This window comes from Streptomyces sp. NPDC034049 (assembly GCF_055575575.1).
Map to the genome: position 1 here is coordinate 257,894 of NZ_JBVISJ010000005.1, position 19,505 is coordinate 277,398.

General features: G+C 69.5%; 14 protein-coding genes and 1 tRNA gene. 5 read left to right on the top strand and 10 right to left on the bottom strand.

Annotated features, from left to right (window positions below):
- Window positions 1-152: 152 nt before the first annotated feature.
- Both ACZ52C_RS17375 and ACZ52C_RS17380 read left to right on the top strand, forming a co-directional pair.
- On the top strand, window positions 153-1,850 hold the full coding sequence (locus tag ACZ52C_RS17375; RefSeq protein WP_469075523.1) for an IclR family transcriptional regulator domain-containing protein: 1,698 nt from the start codon (window positions 153-155) through the stop codon (window positions 1,848-1,850).
- Between the two features lie 95 nt (window positions 1,851-1,945).
- Window positions 1,946-2,686, top strand: a complete 741-nt coding sequence (locus tag ACZ52C_RS17380; RefSeq protein ID WP_469075524.1) for a TetR/AcrR family transcriptional regulator — start codon at window positions 1,946-1,948, stop codon at window positions 2,684-2,686.
- Between the two features lie 52 nt (window positions 2,687-2,738).
- Here ACZ52C_RS17380 and ACZ52C_RS17385 read toward each other — a convergent pair whose 3' ends face one another.
- The 3 genes from ACZ52C_RS17385 to ACZ52C_RS17395 are packed head-to-tail and all read right to left on the bottom strand — an operon-like array spanning window position 2,739 to window position 5,671.
- Entirely contained in the window at window positions 2,739-3,635 is an 897-nt protein-coding gene (locus ACZ52C_RS17385) for an ABC transporter permease (protein ID WP_469075525.1), read from the bottom strand.
- Between the two features lie 2 nt (window positions 3,636-3,637).
- Window positions 3,638-4,486, bottom strand: a complete 849-nt coding sequence (locus tag ACZ52C_RS17390) for an ABC transporter permease (protein ID WP_469075526.1) — start codon at window positions 4,484-4,486, stop codon at window positions 3,638-3,640.
- A gap of 3 nt (window positions 4,487-4,489) precedes the next feature.
- Window positions 4,490-5,671 carry an ABC transporter ATP-binding protein gene (locus ACZ52C_RS17395; protein ID WP_469075527.1) on the bottom strand — a complete coding sequence of 394 codons (1,182 nt, stop codon included), beginning with the start codon at window positions 5,669-5,671 and terminating at the stop codon, window positions 4,490-4,492.
- A gap of 302 nt (window positions 5,672-5,973) precedes the next feature.
- Here ACZ52C_RS17395 and ACZ52C_RS17400 point away from each other — a divergent pair.
- From ACZ52C_RS17400 to ACZ52C_RS17410, 3 genes are all read left to right on the top strand, one after another.
- Window positions 5,974-6,049 (top strand) — tRNA-Arg (locus tag ACZ52C_RS17400).
- Window positions 6,050-6,225: 176 nt separating this feature from the next.
- Complete coding sequence (locus ACZ52C_RS17405; RefSeq protein WP_469075528.1) at window positions 6,226-6,663, top strand: hypothetical protein; 438 nt, start codon at window positions 6,226-6,228, stop codon at window positions 6,661-6,663.
- Between the two features lie 15 nt (window positions 6,664-6,678).
- A complete protein-coding gene (locus ACZ52C_RS17410) occupies window positions 6,679-6,864 on the top strand; it encodes a hypothetical protein (RefSeq protein WP_469075529.1) in 186 nt (61 codons plus the stop codon).
- Between the two features lie 896 nt (window positions 6,865-7,760).
- Here ACZ52C_RS17410 and ACZ52C_RS17415 read toward each other — a convergent pair.
- The 7 genes from ACZ52C_RS17415 to ACZ52C_RS17445 form a co-directional block, all read right to left on the bottom strand.
- The gene (locus ACZ52C_RS17415) at window positions 7,761-10,697 is read right to left on the bottom strand and encodes a discoidin domain-containing protein (protein ID WP_469075530.1); all 2,937 of its coding nucleotides are present in this window, start codon (window positions 10,695-10,697) and stop codon (window positions 7,761-7,763) included.
- A 92-nt stretch (window positions 10,698-10,789) separates the two neighbouring features.
- The gene (locus ACZ52C_RS17420; protein WP_469075531.1) at window positions 10,790-12,262 is read right to left on the bottom strand and encodes a glycoside hydrolase family 32 protein; all 1,473 of its coding nucleotides are present in this window, start codon (window positions 12,260-12,262) and stop codon (window positions 10,790-10,792) included.
- A 148-nt stretch (window positions 12,263-12,410) separates the two neighbouring features.
- The gene (locus tag ACZ52C_RS17425; protein WP_469075532.1) at window positions 12,411-14,708 is read right to left on the bottom strand and encodes a glycoside hydrolase family 3 N-terminal domain-containing protein; all 2,298 of its coding nucleotides are present in this window, start codon (window positions 14,706-14,708) and stop codon (window positions 12,411-12,413) included.
- 66 nt (window positions 14,709-14,774) lie between these two features.
- Window positions 14,775-15,662 (bottom strand): carbohydrate ABC transporter permease, encoded by an 888-nt coding sequence (locus ACZ52C_RS17430; RefSeq protein ID WP_469075533.1) that lies wholly within the window; start codon window positions 15,660-15,662, stop codon window positions 14,775-14,777.
- 13 nt (window positions 15,663-15,675) lie between these two features.
- Window positions 15,676-16,653, bottom strand: coding sequence for a carbohydrate ABC transporter permease (locus tag ACZ52C_RS17435; protein WP_469075534.1), 978 nt, complete (start codon window positions 16,651-16,653; stop codon window positions 15,676-15,678).
- Window positions 16,654-16,694: 41 nt separating this feature from the next.
- Entirely contained in the window at window positions 16,695-17,993 is a 1,299-nt protein-coding gene (locus tag ACZ52C_RS17440; RefSeq protein WP_469075535.1) for an extracellular solute-binding protein, read from the bottom strand.
- Between the two features lie 419 nt (window positions 17,994-18,412).
- Entirely contained in the window at window positions 18,413-19,420 is a 1,008-nt protein-coding gene (locus ACZ52C_RS17445; RefSeq protein ID WP_469075536.1) for a LacI family DNA-binding transcriptional regulator, read from the bottom strand.
- Window positions 19,421-19,505: the final 85 nt, after the last annotated feature.

Here is a 19,505-nt window from a genome sequence, read left to right on the forward strand (position 1 = left end):
CCTGAGAAGCGCGGGGCGCAGCCCCGGCTTTTCAGGGGCGCGGGGAACTGCGCGAGCAACCCCCACCCAGCCGCAGTCGCCAACGAACCGTCCGCCCCGAGCCATCAGGCGCCCGGCGCGGCGGCGCAGCCCGACCGCATTACCGTGAACCCATGCTCCCGAACGCCCCCGGCGCGGTCGCCGCCCCCGCGCCCGCGCCCGCCGAAGCCGTCGCCCCCCTGATGCGGGGCCTCACCGTGCTGCGCCGGCTCACCGAAGCGGACGGCGCGCTGAGTCCGAGCGCGCTGGAGAAGGCGACCGGGCTGGCCCGTTCCACCGTGGACCGGATCACGGCGACCCTGGCACGCATGGGCTACGTACGGCTGGACGGCCGCGACGCGGTCCTCGCCCCCCGGCTGATGGAGCTGGGCAACGCCTATCTGGCCGCCCTCCGCCTCCCCCGCCTCCTGGACGCCCACGCGGACGCCCTCGCCGACGAACTCGACGAGTCGGTGTCCCTCGCGGTCCGCGACCAGGACGGCGTCCGCTTCATCCACCAGGCCACCCGCCGCCGTGCGATGTCCCTCAGCTTCCGCATCGGCGACCTCCTCCCCGCCGAACGCACCGCGCCTGGCCCCCTGTTCGCCACCGAGTGGGAGCCCGCCGACTGGGCCCTGTGGCGTACCCGCCGCACCGCCGACCCGGAAGGCCACGGTTTCCCGGCGGTGCCTCCGCGCGGCGGCGCCTACGACGACTTCGAGGACCGTACGGACCGGGCGGGCGCCCAGGGGTGGGCGCTGGACGACCAGTTGATCGAACCGGGGCTGGTGGCGGTCTCCGTACCCGTACGGGATCCCCGTACGGGACGGATCGCGTGTGTGGCGAGCGTCGTCAGCCACACGAGCCGGCACACCGCGGATGCGCTGCGCTCGACGCTGCTGCCCCGACTGCGCGCGACGGTGGCGGAGATGGAACGAGAGCTGCGGGAAGCGCGCGACCCGCGGGAGCCGAGGGGGGCGGGCGGTGCCGTCGTCGGTGGCGACGCGGCGGCCTCCGGGCTGGCCGCCTGGACGGGTGCCTCCAAGCAGGAACTGGGCCGCGAGTTCGTCGAGTCGCTCGCGCGGGGGCTCACCGTGATCACCTCGTTCGGCGAGGGCCGGGCCGAGCTGACCCTCACCGAGGTCGCGCAGGCCACCGGGCTCGCGCGGGCGACGGCCCGACGCGCGCTGATCACCCTCGAACACCTCGGGTACGTCGAGTCGTACGACCGCATCTTCCGCCTGACGCCCCGTGTGCTGGGCCTCGGCTTCCCGCCCCTGTCGATGCTGCCCCTCTCCGCGATCGCCGCGCCGCACCTGGCCGAACTCTCCGCACGGCTCCACGACTCGGCGTCCCTCGCCGTCCTCACCGGGGGCGGGGAGGAGGTGCAGTACACGGCGCGGGTCGCCACCAGCCGCATCATGAGCGTCAACATCACCCTCGGAACGCGGTTGCCGGCGTACGCGACGTCCCTGGGGCGGGTGATCCTCGCCGACCGGCTGCCGGAGGTCCCCCTGCCGGAGCGTCTCGACCCGCTGACCCCGCACACGGCCACCGACCGGCGGCAACTGCTGACCGTCCTGGAGCGCGTACGGGACAGCGGGTACGCCCTCGTCGACGGGGAGTTGGAGGAGGGGCTGCGGTCCATCGCCGTACCGGTGCGGGAGCGCGGCGGACGGGTCGTCGCCGCGGTGAACGTCGCGATGCACAGCAGCCGGCGGTCGATCGAGGAGTGCGTGACGGAGGTCCTCCCCGAGATGCGGGTCGCGGTGGGCCGGATCGAGGCGGAGCTGGCGGTGGCGGGGATGTTCCGGCGCGTACCGGAGGTCTGACCTCCGGGAGGAGCGGGCTGCGCACACCGTACGCTGGTGGCGTCATTCGTACGCTGGTCGCGTCAGCCGTACGCAGGGAGAGGAGACGTGCCCCCATGGCACCCGAGAAGCCGGTCAGGAAGCAGCAGGGGATCCAGTCGGTCTGGACCCGGCCCCGGACCGGGCGGGAGCAGCCCGCGCTGAGCCGGGAGCAGATCGTGGCCGAGGCGCTGCGGCTGCTCGACGAGGAGGGCATCGACGCGCTGAGCATGCGCAAGCTCGGCGCCCGCCTGGGGGCCGGCGCGACCTCCCTCTACCGCCACGTCACCAACAAGGACGAACTGCTGGAGCTGGCCGTCGACGAGATCTACGGCGAGATCGAGGTGCCCACGACCCCCGACGCGGCGAACTGGCGTACCGACACGGCGAGTTGCGCCCACAGCCTGCGCACCACGATTCTGCGCCACCCGTGGCTCGCCTCCGTGCAGGGCGAGTTGGGCATGTCCTATCTCGGCCCGAACTGGATGCGGGTCTCCGAGGCCATGCTGAGGGTGCTGACCACCGCCGGGTTCCCGGCCGACGAGGCCGACCGAGCGCTCACCACGGTCGTCGCGTACGTCACCGGCACCGCCACCACCGAGGCCGCCTGGCTCAACGTCCTCGCCCGCAGCGGGCAGGACGAGCAGAGCATGGTCGAACAGCTGTGGCCCGCCGCCGAACAAGCCGCCCAGGACTATCCGCTGCTGCGCGAGGGCTACGCCGAACAGCGCGGCGCGGACCCCCGGGCGGCCCGGGAGGAAGGGTTCCAGTACGGTCTCGATCGGGTCCTGGACGGCTTGGCGACCCGGCTGAAGTGACCCGCAAGCTCCTCCCCCATCACCCTTCGCTCCCCCGACCCTCCCTCCTCTCCTACCCGTTGACGCCCGTGTACTTGCTGAGGCTCCAGTTCCACAGCAGCCGTGACAGGACGAAGGCGGTGAGGCCGATGAAGGGGGAGGCGACCGCGAGCACCTCCGGTACGCCCATCGCGTCTCCGTGGCCGGTCAGCACACCGGCCGGGAAGTAAGCGATGAACGCGAGCGGTACGACGAAGGTGAACGCGGCGGACGCGGCCTTCGGGAGGATGCTCAGCGGGTAGCTGCCGAAGGTGCCCATCAGCTCCTCCAGCCACTGGCTCCAGTACGACGTGGCCGGGAAGTGGAACGCGGCGGCCGCCAGGGCGGTGAAGAGCGCGGCCTCCACGAGCATGCCGCCGAGGACCCCGGCCACCACGTACGTGATGCGGCCGGCCGTCCAGTCCAGCGCACTGCGCTGGAGCGCGGCGACGAACAGACCGACCGCGACGACCAGGTCGCCGATGGCGTTGACCGGGAAGAACGTCAACTGGACCTGCCGGTAGACCGGCATCGGACGGATCAGACAGGGGTCGACGACTCCTTCCTGGACGAGCATGTTCATGTACTGGATCCGGCCGAGGAAGAGCACGTACAGACCGTGGGCCAGCATGCGCATGCTGGCGATGAGCAGCACGTCGGAGCTGGACCAGCCGCCGAGGCCGGGGAACCGGGTGAGCAGGACGGAGGCGAAGACGACGATGGAGACCTGCCAGATCGCCCCGACGGCGACGCCCATCAGGAACTCGCCCCGGTACTCCAGCCGGGCCTTGAAGTTGAGCTTGGTGATCCGCCAGACGACCCGCCAGGCGTGCGCGGCCCCGTGGGGATTTCCTTGGGGTGTCCCTGGGGGTGTCCCTGGGGGTGTCCCTGGCGAATTCCCATGGGTGCTGTGTGTGGTTGCGGTCTCCATGGTCATCCTCCCTGGGACACGACGCGACGGCCGGCCAGGGCCCAGAGCCGGCGGGTGAGCAGCGCGAGCAGGACGACCCAGACGGCCTGGACCGCTAGCTGCCCGAACGCGTCCCCGACCGCGATCCGGCCGACGTAGATGGAGAGCGGCACACTGAGCGTCGCCTGGAACGGCAGGAACGAGCTGAGCGTGATGAACCAGTCCGGGAAGTACCAGAGCGGGGCGTACACACCGGAGAGCAGGTTCTGCGCGAAGACCAGGATCAGCAGGGCCGCCTCGTTGCGCAGGGTCCAGAAGCAGAGCAGGTCGACCAGCATCATCACGTAGTAGAGGACGAGTTGGCCGAGCAGCATGCTCACCGCGAAGACCCCGGCGACGGAGAGGGAGGCGGGGAGGGGGACGACGCCCACGGCGAGACAGAGCAGGTATCCGGCGAGCACCCAGCAGAAGCCGTACAGCTGGTCGCCGAGGGCGCGCAGGGCGTAGTAGCGCTGGGGCTTCATCGGCCGCAGGTACCAGTAGACGATCGTGCCGAAGCGCAGGTGCTGGATCACCATGTCGCGGCCCGCCTGCCGGTCGAGGCCGCGGATGCGGTTCGCGAGCACGGCGAGTACGGCGTAGCCGACGGCCTGGCTCTCGTCGAGCCCGGCGCTGGAGTCGGTGTTCGCGTACAGCCCGCGCCAGAGGTAGACGACCAGGCAGACCTGGACGAAGAGCCGTATGGCGGTGGCGGACATCCGGGGCGGCGCGAGCAGTTCACCTCGGGGGGTGATCCAGGAGACGCGACGGGCACGGGAGAGGGCGGCGGTGAGGGTGGTGGGGGTGGGAGCGGAGGGGGTGGTGGCGGCCATGGTTCAGCTGCCCTCGGGGGTGGAGGGGGAAGGGGAAGGGGAGCCGGTGGTGGATGTGGGGGCGGAGGGGGAGGCGGAGGCGACGGTGGCCAGGTACTGATCCTCGCGCCCCTCCTGGTTCTCCTGGGGCGGTACGTCCTGGTTCTCCTGGGGCGGTACGTCGCTGAGGTAGGCGGCGCGCATGACGTCCTCCAGGTCGTTCTCCTCCAGCGCGAGGTCCGCGACCCGGAACCGCCCGATGATCACCTTGAGGGCCTCGTGGACGGTGGGCGCGTCCTCCCCGACCGGCCCGAAGACGACCCGCGGCCCTTCGCGCCGCAGCACCCCGATACCGCCGAACCCGGGCAGCGCAACGGGACCGCCGCCCCCTTCGCCCTGCTCGACGGCCTCGACGTCGGCGGGGTCGGCGAGGGTGGCGCGGACCTGCCAGGTGCCGCCGAAGCGCCGCCGGATCTCCTGGAGGGAGCCGTCGAGGACGATCCGGCCGTGGTTGATGAGCACGACGCGTTCGGCGAGGCGTTCCACCTCGGTCATGTCGTGCGTGGTGAGCAGGACGGTACGGTCGCGCTCCTCGACCTGGTGCCGCAGGAACCGCCGTACCTGTTCCTTCACCACCACGTCCATGCCGATGGTGGGTTCGTCGAGGAAGACGACGGGAGGATCGTGGAGCAGGGAGGCGGCGAGATCGCAGCGGACCCGCTGCCCGAGGGACAGATGGCGGACCCGGGTGTCCCAGAACTCGGAGAGTTCGAGGAGCCCGTCGAACTCCTCGATGCGCTCGCGGAACCGCGCTTCCGGAACACCGTAGATGTCCCGGAGGATCTCGAACGACTCCCGGGCGGGGAGGTCCCACCACAACTGCGTGCGCTGCCCGAAGACGGCCCCGATGTTGTGGGCGTTGCGCTCCCGGTCCCGGTGCGGGACGACACCGGCGACGAGCGCCTCGCCCGAGGTGGGCGTGAGGATGCCGGTGAGCATCTTGATGGTGGTGGACTTGCCGGCCCCGTTGGGACCGAGGAGCGCGAGCAACTCCCCTCTGCCCACGCTGAAGTCGACGTCCTGCACGGCGACCTTGTCCACGCGGCGCGGACTGACGAGCGATCTGAGCGCCCCCAGGAACCCGGGTTGCCGCACGGTCGTCTGAAACACCTTGGACAGCCCACGCGCCTCGATCACCGCGGACAACGGCGCCACTCCCCTTCACCCGACCCGCTCGACATCACACGCACCACTCCGTCCGAAATCCCGGACACCATTCGAAGCACCTTGCGGACCACCTGGCCGAACGCCCCGGAACGCCAGCCGGACTCCACCCGGAACCCCGCTCGTGCCTCGCCTCGGAAGTCCACTCGGAACGACTGCGGCATGCTAGGCCCGCAGACGCCCCCGGCAAACCGATTTCTCGACCGCCCGGACCTACCCACCCCACCCACCCCGAACGCCTACTCCCCACCCGCCCACCACCCGCTACACTGACCGGGCACCTTGCCTTCGTAGCTCAGGGGATAGAGCACCGCTCTCCTAAAGCGGGTGTCGCAGGTTCGAATCCTGCCGGGGGCACCACCTGCACCGCAGGTAAGAGAGATCCCGGCCCCCCGTTCCATTCGAACGGGGGGTCTTCCTCATGTCTGGAGTCCACAAAAGTCCACATCTCCATGTGAACCCCGGACGCGCCTCTCGCAGACCTGCGCGGTATCCGTCGGGAGGCGCGGTATCCATCGGGAGGGCGGCCCGGGCAGGTGAGGAGCCTGTCGTGGAAGCGGACCTGTTACATCGGTGACTGGTCGTTCCTGCCGCAGACCCGTTTCCGCGGTCCCGGCGTGCCGGAGCTGTTCTCGGGGATCTCGGTCAACTCCTTCCGTAGGTTCCCGGCGGGCGCCTCCAAACACATCGTGCAGACCAACGCGCACGGCCATGTCATGAGCGAGGGCATCCTGACCCGGCTGGATGAGGAGGGCTACGTCTTCCACGGGCCGGGTGGCGACTGGGCCCGGTACAACCTGGAGCACGGCGACTTCAAGGCCACTGCCGGGGACGAGGACTGGTTCGTGTACCAGGTCTCCGGCCCCGCGCACTCCCTCGGTCCCGCTGCTGCTGGATCTGACCGGCGACGATCGGCTGCTGGAACCCCGTACATGCATGCGGTGCCCACCACCCTCGCCGGGCACCGCGTCTGAGCGCTGCGGCAGGGCATGGCCGGCGAGGTCGGGTTCGAGTTGCAGGGCCCACGCGAGATCGGCTGTGCCGTGTACGACGCGGTCGTTCAGGCCGGGCAGAAGTACGGCATCCGCCGCCTGGGCAACCGGGCCGCGCCCATCAACCACCTGGAGAACGCGGTTCCCACCCGGAACCTGGACTACCTGCCCGCCCTGTACTAGCCCGAGCAGGCCGACTTCCTGGCCCACCTGCTCAGCTCGCCCTGGCACATCCCGCGGGCGTTCATCGCCGGCAGCTTCCAGGGCGAGTCGCTGCGCGACTCCTACCGCGACCCGGTCGAACTCGGCTGGACCAGGCAGATCAGCTTCGACCACACCTTCCTCGGCGATGCCGCCCTCATGGAGCGGCTCGCCAAGCCCGCGCGGGTGCTGCGCACCCTGGTGTGGAACAGCGACGACGTCCTCGACGTACACCGCTCGCTGTACGGCGACGGCCCGCACCCCACCTTCATGGACATGCCCCGCGACCTGCGCGGCCACCTGTGGATGGACCGAGTGGAGCGCGACGGCGTCCTTGCCGGCACGGCCACCCGGGCGCGCCCGCCGAGAAGGCCCAGGCGGCGGGCACCGCCCAGCCCATGGGCGCTGGCCGCAGCTGACCGGGCGGCAAGGGGAGGGCGTCGCACGCGCCGGTCACAGCAGAGCCCGAGGGCAGGTCTATGCACCTCACCAATCAGCTGACCTTCTCAACAAGCTCTACTGCACCCGCGACCGCCAGCCCCTGAAATGGCGCTGCGCACAACAGGGCGTAGCACTGGGAGAGCCGTGGACGTCACCGGAAACCAGTACTCAGGAACGGACTGGATCGGCGAGAGCCGAGACGCTCTGTATCAGGACGGCCCGACACTTTGAGGCGCAACACCGAGAGGCGCTGGAGATCGGCGACACGTTGCATGCTGCCGGGTCTCGGCCGTGAGGGCCGGCTCGGGAGAAGGTCTCTCTCGCGCCGGCCCGTCCTCGCGTCTCGGTCGTGCCGCACGCTCTCCGCCCAGCAGCAGGGGCAAGGAGCGCCCGGTGTCGACGCCGTCAGTCGTAGACACCGTCAGTCGTAGGCTCGGTCAGTTGTAGACGTTGAATTCCGCGATGGACCACCAGTTACTCGCGACATCAGCGGTGTTGACGACCTTGATGTGGCGAGCCGTCCGCGTGGGGAAGGAGACCACCTGGACGCGCTGGCCGTCCGTCACGGAGGAGACCTTGATCCAGTCGGTTCCATCCTCCGAGACGTACACGTCCGCGCTTCGCGCGTAATCGTCGATGCTTCCGCCGACATCCAGGACGACCTTGTCGAAGGTCTGCGCCTGCCCCATGTCCACGTGGATCCAGAGGCCGTCGTACTGCCCGGTTCCGGAGCTGTAGCGGTTACCGGAATCGCCGTCCAGCATGTTTCCGGGTTCGTCCCACTGGCTCGCGTCCGAAGCCGTCGCGGTCCAGCCCGTGCGCGGCAGTGCGGGGCCCAGGTCCATGACGTCGAAGGACGAGCCGCCCGCGTCCGCTCCGGTGGCGCCCTTCACGGAGACCGTGACCTTCCCCGCCGGGAGTCCCTTCGGGACGTAGGCGCTGATGCTCGTGTCCGACCAGGTGTCTGTCTCGGCATAGCTCGATCCGAAGTACACCGTGCCCAGCCCCTGCGAGTCGCCGAAGCCGGAACCGTGGATCGTGAACTTGGAGCGTGGCACGCCCCGTTCCGGCTTCAGATCGCTGAAGGTCGGCGACGGGAAGCTCGAGAGCTTCCTGGTCGTGAACATCGCCGAGGTGCCACCCGGCAGCTCATAGGTGTACGAGCCGTCGGTGGACATCTTGAAACTCCTGCTGTCAGCGGTCCCGTTGAAGACCACGGTGACCTGGTCCCCGTGCTTGCTGGTCCAGCTCTTCGACTGGAGGCCGCTTGCCACCGCTGTCGGAGCCGCGATGGAGCCGGTTCCGCGCGCGGCCCCGTACACCTCGATGTCGCCGATGGCCCACCAGAAACCGGAGGCCGCGGTGCTGACGATGCGAATGTACTGTGCCGTGCGGGTCGGCAGTGCGACGGTTATTTTCCCGATTCCCCCGCTGCCGCTCGCGACCGCGCTGCCCCACTCGGCTCCGTCGTCCGACACGTAGATCTGATACTTCGTGACGTAGTCGAACGAGTTGTTCACGCCGGTGTCGAAGACGATCTTGTTGAAGCTCGTGGGGCTCCCCAGGTCGGTTTGGAACCAGTCACCGCTCGTCGTCCCGTGCCCGAGGCTCCACTTGGTGTTGATATCGCCGTCGATCGCGTTCGCGGCCCTGCCCCAGTCCGGCTGCGCGGAAGCCGTGGCCGTCCACTTGGTACGGCTCAGTGCCCTTCCGGTCGTCCGGACGGAGGCTCCGATCGGCAGGGAGTACGTGATCAGCTTGTTTCCGGTGCGGATGGAGTTCTGGTGGGGCAGCAGTGCCGGGTCGTAGGTGACGGTGACCGGACCGGACTCCGACTTGAACGCGAAGTCGTGTGTCGGGTCCGGGACCTTGGCCGCTGCGGGGGTGCTGCCGCTCCGCGCGGGGCCGGAGTAGGTGAAGGTGACGGCGTCTCCGGCGTCCAGGGTGTAGTCGAACGAGTGTGTCCCGTCCGCGACGCTGAAGGTCTTCGCCGCCTTTCCCGAGTTGTGCGCGATCAGGACCTTCGATCCGTCCGGGTTCTGGAACGCGACGTTCTCTATGCTGCCTTCCCCGAAGGTGTTCGAGTAGATCCGGCGTGCTCCGGGCCTGACGAACCTGCTCGCGTGAGCGAGGGCGTGGTAGTCGACGTTGTAGGACACCTGCCCGTCGGCCGGGTCGATCGTGAGCAGGCCCCGCAGCATGGGGATGCCGGCCGTGTCGCTGTTGAGCGGGCCCCGGTCGGGGTCGAGTGCGATGTTCCACAGCATCACACCGTTCGCCCAGTTGCGCGTGCCGTTGATGATCCACGTACCCAGTGCCTCGGTGAACGCCGTCTGGTCGCTGTCCTGCCACACGCCCCCGGTGGCCTCCGTGATGAAGGTTTCCTTGCTCGGGTAGTCGTTGTGGACCACCGTCTGATACGTCGGGTCGCCGCTGTAGATGTGCCATCCGGTGCCCGCGGTGTACCGGGAGGCTGCGGGGTCGCTGAAGATCGTCTCCGGGTACGAGGGCACGTCCCAGTTGTGGTCCCAGGCCAGGATCTTCGTGGAGATCCCGTTGGCTTCGAACGCCTTGCCGATCTTCTTGATCAGCTCGGCTTCCTGGTACGCGGACAGGAACATTCCGGGCCAGGTGGGGGTGCCCATGGGTTCGTTCTGCGGGGAGATGTAGGAGATGGGCACGCCGGCTTCGCCATAGGCTTGCACGAACTTGACGAAGTAGTCCGCCAGCGCGGAGACGTACTCGCTCTTGAGGGTGCCGCCGATCATGGAGTCGGAGGTCTTCATCCAGCCTGGTGGGCTCCAGGGGTTGGCCATGACCTTGAGGGACGGGTTGAGGGAGAGGGCCTGGCGCAGGGCCGGAATGATGTACGGGACGTCATGCCGGATGGAGAAGTCGGCCAGCGTCGGGTCTGTCCGGCCGGCGGGCATGTCGTCGTAGGAGTAGCTGCCGGACGCGTTGAAGTCCGTGGCGCCCATCGGGGAGCGGAGAAGGCTGAGGCCGATTCCCTTCGAGGGATCGAACAGCTTCTTCATCACCTTGGCCCGCTCGGCAGGGGACAGCTTGTCGATGAGCCAGGCGGCGGAGTCGGTCATGGCCGCGCCGAAGCCGTGGACCTTCTGGTACTTGACGCTGTCGTCGATCTTGATCGTCAGCGGGTTGGCCGCTTTCCTCGCCTTGAACAGCACATCGTCCTGGCCGGCGACCCACGTGTCGGCCGATACGTCCGTCAGCCACACACGGACGGAATTGTCACGTGGGGCCTGCTTCAGCCGCGGGGCGGCTATGGCATTCCCGGAAACCTGGGTCCACGCGGCGGCGACGCCGACCGCGGTGGCCAGGAACCGGCGTCGTCCGAGACCGTACGAGCTCATGGAAGATCCTCCTTCGGACCAGCTTGTTCTGTACTTGGGTGAGGGGGTGGGACACAGTGCCGAGGTGGGGGATCGACCGGTCGGAATCGGTGCTACGGCGACGTCGGCGCCGACTGTGCGGCGCTGGTACTCGGTTCCTTGATCACGAGCGGGTGCAGGTCCCAGGCGTCGACCGCGAAGCCGAGGCGCGTCCCCGGTGCGGTGCGGGCCCGCAGTCGCCAGGGGCTCTGCCCTGTGGGGTAGAAGCGCAGGGTGAGGACCTGGCCGGTGGTGATCAGGAAGATCTCGGCGATGGAGTGGTCGACGACCACGCGCAGGTCGACGGGCTGCTCCGCCGGGCAGGGCATCCGGTGGGAGCCGCCGCGGGCTCTGCTGTCCAGTGAGGCGTGGTCGCGGTCGACGACCAGTTCACCCGCGTCGGTGTCGAGGCGGATGTCGAGGTACTCGGAGCCGTCCGCGGTGGTGACCAGCCGTAGGCCGGCGTTTCCCGTCGGCTCCAGACGTGCCGTCAGGTCGAAGGCGCGGCCCACGGTGCCGAGGTCCACCGGCCACGGGCCGTCCGTCGCTCCTGTGGCGTGGAGGGTGTGTCGGCCGCGCAGGGCGAGCAGTTCGGCGGCGGGCCGCTGGCGCAGTGTGCCGTCGTCGTCGACGTGGATCTCGCGGGGCAGCGTGAGGACTCCGGCCCATCCGTCCGCGAGGGCCCAGGCTTCGTCGCGGGCCTCCCATGACCAGGCCCACAGCAGCCACCGGTCGTCCGGTCCGCGCAGCAGGGCCGGTGCGTAGCAGTCGGGGCCGTGGTCGGCGGGTACCGCCGGTCCGGCCTCGAAGTGGCCGTCGTGTTCTTCGCCGATCAGGGCCGCGACGCTCAGCGGGCCGGTGGGTTCGGTCCACGTGCCGAAAATGAGGGCGCCGGGCCCGTCCGCCGCCGGAAGGTACTGGGGGCATTCCCAGCCCTCGCCGGAGTGCAGGGCGGTGTCGCCGACGGGCTCCGGGCGACGGGCCGCGAAGGGCCCTCGCCAGGTCCAGGTCTCCAGGTCGGGTGAGTCGTACAGGAGGGCGGCGGCGCGGCCGTCCGCGAGGGCGGCGCCGACCAGCATCCGCCAGCGGTCGCCGTCCTGCCAGACGTAGGGGTCGCGGTACATGGTGCAGCCCTCGGGCAGCTCGGGGATGAGCAGTTCGCCCCGCGGGGTGAAGGTGCGGCCTCCGTCGGCGGAGACGGCGGAGGTGACCGGCTGGTGCTGGAAGGAGCGGTCCTCGCGGTGCGCGGAGTAGAAGGCGACCAGCCGTTCGCCGTCGGAGACGGCGTTGCCGGAGAAGCAGCCGTCGGCGTCCGGGCCGCCCGCGGTCGGGGACAGGGCGATCGGCAGCGGCTCCCAGGTCAGCAGGTCGGGGCTGCGGAAGTGGCCCCAGTGCAGGTTCGCGTGGGTCGTTCCGTAGGGGTTGTACTGGTAGCTGACGTGGTAGTGGCCGTCGTGGAAGACCAGGCCGTTGGGGTCGTTGATCCAGTGGTGGGGTGGGCGCAGGTGCGCCACGGGGCGGTGCGGATCGCTGGGTGTGGTGGACACACGCGTGCCTTTCGGTCTTGCTGGGCCCGCCCCGCCGGCCCTCGATGCGGCGGGGCGGCCGGGTCGGCGGGGCGGGGGTCTTCGAGCCCGTGCGGGGCCTTGTGGGCCGGGCGCGGTCAGGTCTGGAGGCGGTCAGGTCTGGAGGCGGTCAGGTTCGGATGCGGAATCGTGCGCTCAGCTGCTGCTCCCGCCGTGAGCTGGGCCCGACGCGGAGCGCGAACTCACCCGGTTCGACCACGCGGCGGTTGTCGGCGGTGACGAGTGAGCACTGCGCGGCGGGGATGCTGACGGTGGCGTCCAGGCTTTCGCCTGGGGGGATCTCGACCTGGGTGAACGCCTTCAGTTCCTGCTCGGCCCAGGTGACGCTGGTGGTCAGGTCGCTGATGTAGGCCTGGACCGTCTCCAGGGCCGGACGGCTGCCGCTGTTGGTGAGTCGTACGGTCGCGTCGACGGTGCCGTCGGCGGGGATGTCCGGGTCGTGCACGACGAGGTCGGAGTAGGTGACGGTGGTGTAGGTGAGGCCCTCGCCGAACGCGAACAGGGGGTCCTGCGTGAGGTCGGCGTAGCGGCTGCCGTGCTGGCCTCGCACCTGGTTGTAGAAGACGGGCTGCTGTCCGACGTGGCGGGCGAAGGAGACGGGGAGCCGGCCGCTGGGTTCGATGAGGCCGAGGAGGAGTTCGGCGACGGCGCGGCCACCGCGCATGCCCGGGTTGAACGCCTCGATGAGCGCGGCCGCGTTCAGTGCCGAGTCCGGGAGGGTGCTCGGCTTGGACTGGGCGAGCACGACGATCATGGGTGTGCCGGTGGCGGCGACCGCGTCCAGCAGGGCGATCTGTCCTCCCTGGAGGTCGAGCGTGGCGGTGGAGCGCACCTCTCCGGTGAGGTCGATGGTGTCCCCGACGACCACGACGGCGTAGTCGGCGGCTTCTGCGGCAGCGATGGCCTGCCCGAGTTGTGCCTGGTCGACGGGGGCGGGGGTGAAGACGTCCGGCTGCGGTTGGCCGTCGGGGCCGAGGGTCCACCCGGTGTCCTGGTGGGGGCTGGCGATGTCGGCCCCGCGGGCGTGCGTGATGGTCCAGTCGGTGGGCGCGACGGCGCGGAGGCCGTCGAGGACCGTCTCCACCGACTCCCGTGGATGGCCTTCGGGCATCCACGGGACCTGGCCGGTGGCGCCCGCCCAGTCGCCGAGCATGGCTTCGGTGCTGTCGGCGTTGGGGCCGATGACCGCGATCGTCCGCGGAGTACCGTGGCTCACGGCGCGGCCGGTTCCGTCCGAGGTCAGCCCTCCTTCGAGGGGCAGGGTGCCGTCGTTGCGCAGCAGTACGAGGGAGCGTCGGGCGGTCGCGAGGTTGAGGTCTGTGTGGGCGCGGCAGCCGATCACCTGCGCCTGCCGCTCGGGGTCGGGAACGCGCGGGTCCTCGAAGAGTCCGAGCTCGAACTTCAGCCGCAGCACCCGCCGTACCGCGTCGTCGATCTGCTTCTCCTCGACCAGGCCGCGGGCGACCGCCTCCTGCGCGCCCTCGAAGAAGCCGGGGGTGGCCATGATCAGGTCGTTGCCGGAGTTGACGGCGACGGCCGCAGCCTCGGCGTAGTCGGCGCAGGTCCGCTGGTCGTAGACCATCCGGCCGACGTTGTCCCAGTCGGTCACCAGCGTGCCGGTGAAGCCCCATTCGCCCTTGAGCACATCGTTGATCAGCCACTCGTTCGCGGTGATGGGCACCCCGTCGATCGACTGGTAGCCGAGCATGAAGGCCCGGCAGCCGGCCCGGGCCGCCCGCTCGAACGGGGGCAGGAACCATGAGCGCAGCTTGCGTGGGCTGAGATCGGCCTCGCTCGCGTCGCGCCCGCCCAGGGTCTCGGAGTAGCCGGCGAAGTGCTTGGCGTACGCCAGCACGGCGGTCGGGTCGCCGAGGCCCTCGCCCTGGTAGCCGCGCACCATCGCCGCCCCGAGTTCACCGATCAGGTACGGGTCCTCTCCGAACGTCTCGTTGATCCGGCCCCAGCGCAGGTCCCGGGTGATGCACAGCACGGGGGAGAACGTCCCGTGGATCCCCGTCGCCGCGATCTCGGTCGCGGCCGCCCGGGCCACGCGGTGGAGCAGGGCGGGGTCCCAGGCGCAGGCCATGGCCAGCTGGGTCGGGAAGATCGTCGCACCGGGCCAGAACGAGTGGCCGTGGATGCCGTCGTCGGCGGTCAGCAGCGGAATGCCCAGCCGTGTCCGTGTGGCGATCTCCATGGCCTGCGGCATCAGGTCGGGTGACACGTGCAGAACCGATCCGGCCAGCTTGGCCGACACGATGTCTTCCAGGTCCCCGTGTTGTGCGTCGAGCATCAGCAGCTGCCCGACCTTCTCCGGAAGGGTCATCCGTGACAGCAGGTCCTCGGTTCTTGCTTCCACGGTCGCTTCCGGGTCCAGGTACACGGCGGTGCCGACCGGCTGTCCCACGTTGTTCTCCCAGTGATGAGTGGTGAGGGGCGGAGCGTCGATGTCCGGCGGCGGGGCACCGGGAGGTCACTTCAGGCCGGTGGTGGCGATGCCGGCCACGAACTGGCGCTGGAAGAGGAGGAAGACGACCATCACCGGCAGCAGCACGACCACGGCGCCGGCGAGCAGGATGCCGAAGCGGGTGAAGGACTGTCCGCTGCTGGCCAGGGCGAGGCCGACGGGAAGGGTGTACTGGCTCTCGTTCTGGGCCACTACCAGGGGCCACAGGAAGTTGTTCCAGGAGCCGAGGAAGGTGATGATCCCGAGGGTGGCGAGGGCCGGCTTGGTCAGCGGCAGGATGATCTTCGCGAAGACGGCCAGTTCGCGGCATCCGTCCACCCGCGCGGCGTCGATGAGTTCGTCGGGCAGGGTGGAGATGAACTGCCGCATCAGGAACACCCCGAAGGGGCCGGCGAGGAACGGCAGGACCAGCCCGACCAGGGACCCGGTCAGCTGCATGTTGGACACCAGCACGTACAGCGGTACGAAGGTGACCAGTCCGGGGATCATGAGCGTCCCCATGACCAGCAGGAAGACCGCGCGCTGTCCGCGGAACTCCAGCTTGGCCAGGGCGTATCCGAGCATCGAGCAGAAGATCAGGTTGCCCGCGGTGACGGCGAGGGCGACGATCACGGAGTTGGCGAACATGCTCGTGAAGTCGAGCGTGCTGAACAGTTCACCGTAGTTGGCGGTCGTGGGCGCCGTCGGGACCAGGACCGGCGGTACTCGGCGGATGTCGGCCTCGGGCTTGAAGGAGCCGGACAACATCCACAGGAACGGCGCGATCATCAGCAGGAGGGCGCCGGCGAGCGGCAGGTACAGCCAGGGCCGGCCCCAGGTCTGTCGGACGCGGCGGCGACGCAGGGTGCGCTCCGTGTCCGGGGTTGCCGTCGGCACGGTGGCGAGGGTGCTCATGGGGCATCAGTCCTTAATCCACGGATCGCAGCACGCGGAACTGCAGCACGGTCAGAGCGACGATGAGGACGAAGATGACGTAGCTGGCCGCCGACGCCATGTCGTAGTTGCCGTTGCCGAACTGGTTGTAGGCGTACAACGTGGCCGACAAGGTGGAGTCCAGCGGCCCGCCGCCCGTCATCACGAACGGCTCGTCGAAGAACTGCAGATAGCCGATGCCGGTGGTGACGGCGGTCAGCAGCAAAGCCGGACGCAGGAGCGGGAAGGTGACCCGCCAGAACCGCTGCCAGGGCCCGGCTCCGTCGAGTTCGGCCGCCTCCATCAACGACTGCGGCACGGACTGCAGACCCGCCAGCATGATGATCATGACCGTGCCGAGGTTGCGCCACACCGCCATCACGATCATGACGGGCAGGGCGAACCGGGTGTCCGCCAGCCAGGCCGGACCGTCGATCCCGAACCAGCCCAGCACGAGGTTCACCAGACCCGCGCGCGGTTCCAGGAGCGTCTTCCACACCACGGCGACGGCCACGATGCTGGTGATCACCGGCAGGTAGAAACCGACCCGGAAGACGGCCCGGAAGCGGCGGATGCCCCGGTCGAGGGCGACGGCCGCGGCGAGCCCTGCGGCCAGGGTCAGCGGCAGGGCCACCAGGACGAACACGCCCGTGTTGCGCAGGGCCGTGAAGAACTGGTCGTCCTGGAAGAGCCGTACGTAGGTGTCGAGTCCGGTGAACGACACGTTCAGCGGGGTGCGCAGGTCGGCGCTCTTGGTGTCGGTCAGGCTCATCAGCAGCGACCAGACCACCGGCACCAGCATGAAGACCGCGAACAGCGCGAGGAACGGGGCGGCGAGGATCCAGGCGGCCCGGGCCTGCCTGCCGCGCGCCGGGCTCCGGAGCCCGGAGTGCCGGCGACCGGCACTCCGTTCCGGTCCTGCCGTGCTCTGCTTGTGGGTGTCGCCCCGCTCAGGGAGCGTTTTCGTGGACATGGATGTCATCCGTCCGTACGAGGGGTCCTCACCTGCGGCGCTCAGCGGCCCGTGCCGATGCTGGTGGCCTTGGACTGCAGCGCCTTCTGCACCTCGGCGACGGAGGCCTTGCCGAGGGCCAGCTTCTCCAGTTCGCCGTCGATGGCGTCGGCGATCTGCTGCCAGGTCGTGATGGCGGGCTGCGGCCTGCTGACCTTGAGCTGCTCCTCGAACGCCTTCATGTTCTCGTCCTCGGTCAGCTTCCCCTCCGTCCACGCCCGGGGCGCGGGGGGCAGGCTGCCGGTGACCTTCGCATAGGCCGCGAGGTTGGCGGGGTCGGTCAGGAACTGGGCGAACTTCCATGCCGCGTCAGGGTTCTTGGCGTCCTTGAACACCGCGAGGTCGGTGCCGCCGGCGAACCCGGCGGGCTGCTTGGTGTACGGCACCGGCATGGTCTTCCACTTGCCGTCCAGCTCGGGGGCGTCCTTGTGGAAGCTGCCACCGGCCCACGCGGCCTCCTGGTAGGTGGCGAGCAGCCCGTCCCTGAATCCCTGGACGTTGTCGGACCTGTCGGTCGGTGCCAGTCCCTGCTTCGGGACGCTCGCCCAGTACTCCAGCGCCTTGGCGACCTCGGGTGTCTCGAAGGTGAACTTCCCGGTCTCGGCGTCATAGATGTCACCGCCCTGCTGCCAGACCATCGGCAGCCAGAAGACCCAGGAGTTGAAGCCCATCACCAGCCCGGTGGCGTGGCGCAGCTTGGGGTTCTCCTTGCCGGCGGTGGCCTGGATGGCCTTGAGGTCCTTGAGGTATCCCTCCCGGTCGGCGGCCGGGGCGCCCTTGATGCCGGCCTTCTCGATGATGTCGGTCCGGTAGTAGACGACCGTGGTGTCGGCGCTGAACGGGACGCCGTAGGAGGTGTCCTTGTACTTGGTGGTGTCCCACTGGCCGGGATAGAAGTCGGACGACCTGATCGACGACGGTGTGGCCTGGAAGGCGTTCATGGCGGCCATCTCGGGCATCCAGGTGCTGCCGACCATGGAGAGGTCCGGGGTGTTGCCGCCGGCGACCGCGGTGGTCAGCTTGTCGTGGGCCGCGCTCCACGGGACCGCGGTGATCTTGACGGTGGCGTCCGGGTTCTCCTGCTCGAACTTCTTGGCCAGGTTCTTCAGGTTGTCGTCGGGGTCGCCCAGGGACCACATGACCACCGTGCCCTTGGCCTTGCCGGCGCCGAGCTTCGCGGGTGCGTCGTTGCCAGGGCCGGAATCCTCGCTCCGGCCACAGCCGGTGGCCACCAGGGCTGCCGTGACGGTGACGGACAGGACCTGGACGGTTCTGACAGCGTGACGGGTCGATATACGCATGGGTGCGGCTCCTTGCCAGTGAGCGATACGGAAGCGAGTGGGCCGGCGAGCGGCGGAGAGCGGGAGGGCACGGGTGCTCGGCCGGGTCGGCCCGTAAGTGAGGGCCGAGTGCGAGAGAGGCATTCACGGTCGGACGCACGACGCGGATCGCGACTGGAGAGTCCGACGCGGAGTGGGATGGCGGCCGGGGGAGGTGTGCCCGGCCCATCGATCGGTGTCCCGGATCAGGAACGCGCGAGAAGGGGGGTGCGGAGGGACGGTGCGGCGTGAACGCAGGCGCAGCCGACGGGAGTTGTGAGGAAGGTGAGGCGGAGAAGGTCCGCCGAGGTGTCAGGAGGACGGGGCGGTGTGTCGCGCGGGGACGACACACCGCCCGACCACGAAGCGCCGACGTCCGGGGCGCATCGCTGTGAGGCGCGTCAGTTCGCGCTCGGCCCTAAGGTCGAGCCACGCACCACGAGGCTGGTGGGAATGATGCGCGAGGTGGCGGCTTCCGGGGATCTGCGTACGTGGTCCAGCAGCAGACGGGCCGCCGCCTCCCCCATCTCCCGCATCGGCTGGCGGATGGTGGTCAGCGCCGGATAGGTGTACGACGCGATCTCGACGTCGTCGAACCCCACCACGGCCACGTCCCGCGGAACACCCAGGCCGGCCTCGTTCAGGGCCGCGAGCACACCCGCCGCCGAGGGGTCGTTGTGCCCGAAGACCGCGTCGAACTCCACACCGTCCGCGATCGCCTTCGCGACCACGGCCCGGCTGGTGTCGAACAGGAAGTCGCCGCAGACGATGCTGCGCCGGTCGAGCTCGATCCCAGCCTGCGCGTAGACGTCGACGAAGCCGCCCAGCCGTTCCTCGGTACAGCCGAACCCCTCGGGGCCCGTCACCACCAGAGGGCGACGACGGCCGATGTCCAGCAGATGGCGTGCCGCCTGTTCACCGCCCTCCCTGTTGGTGGTGGCCACGTAAGGGAAGCCAGGCCGGTGAAAGCGGTCGTCGATCAGCACCATCGGCAGCCCTGCTTCGTGCAGTTCCGTGATGTACCCCAGGGCTCCCTCGGGCTCTATCACCAGCAGACCGTCGAACGACTTGGCGGCGACCTGCAGACCCAGTCTGCGCAGTGACTCCTCACCGCGGTTCCAGGTCAGCATGCGCAGACCGAAGCCCTCGGTCTCCAGCGTCTCGACGACCGCCTGCACGATGCCGGCCCAGGCCCAGGCCATGTCAGGGACCAGCATGCCGATCATCTGCGTCGTGCCGCGGGCGAGCCCCACGGCCCCGGCGCTCGGCACATAGCCCAGGTCCGAAATTGCCTGGCGGACCCTCAAGACGGTGTTCTCGTTGATCTCGCCCTTGCCGTTCAGCACCCGCGAGACCGTCGTCTTGCTCACTCCGGCCCGCGTGGCCACGTCGGCGATAGTGACTCCCATGTCACCTCCCTTCTCTCCCGGTAGAGGCGGAAGACGTCCTCCCGCGCCGAAGGGCCGATCGTACAGCGACCCTCGGAACCGGTAC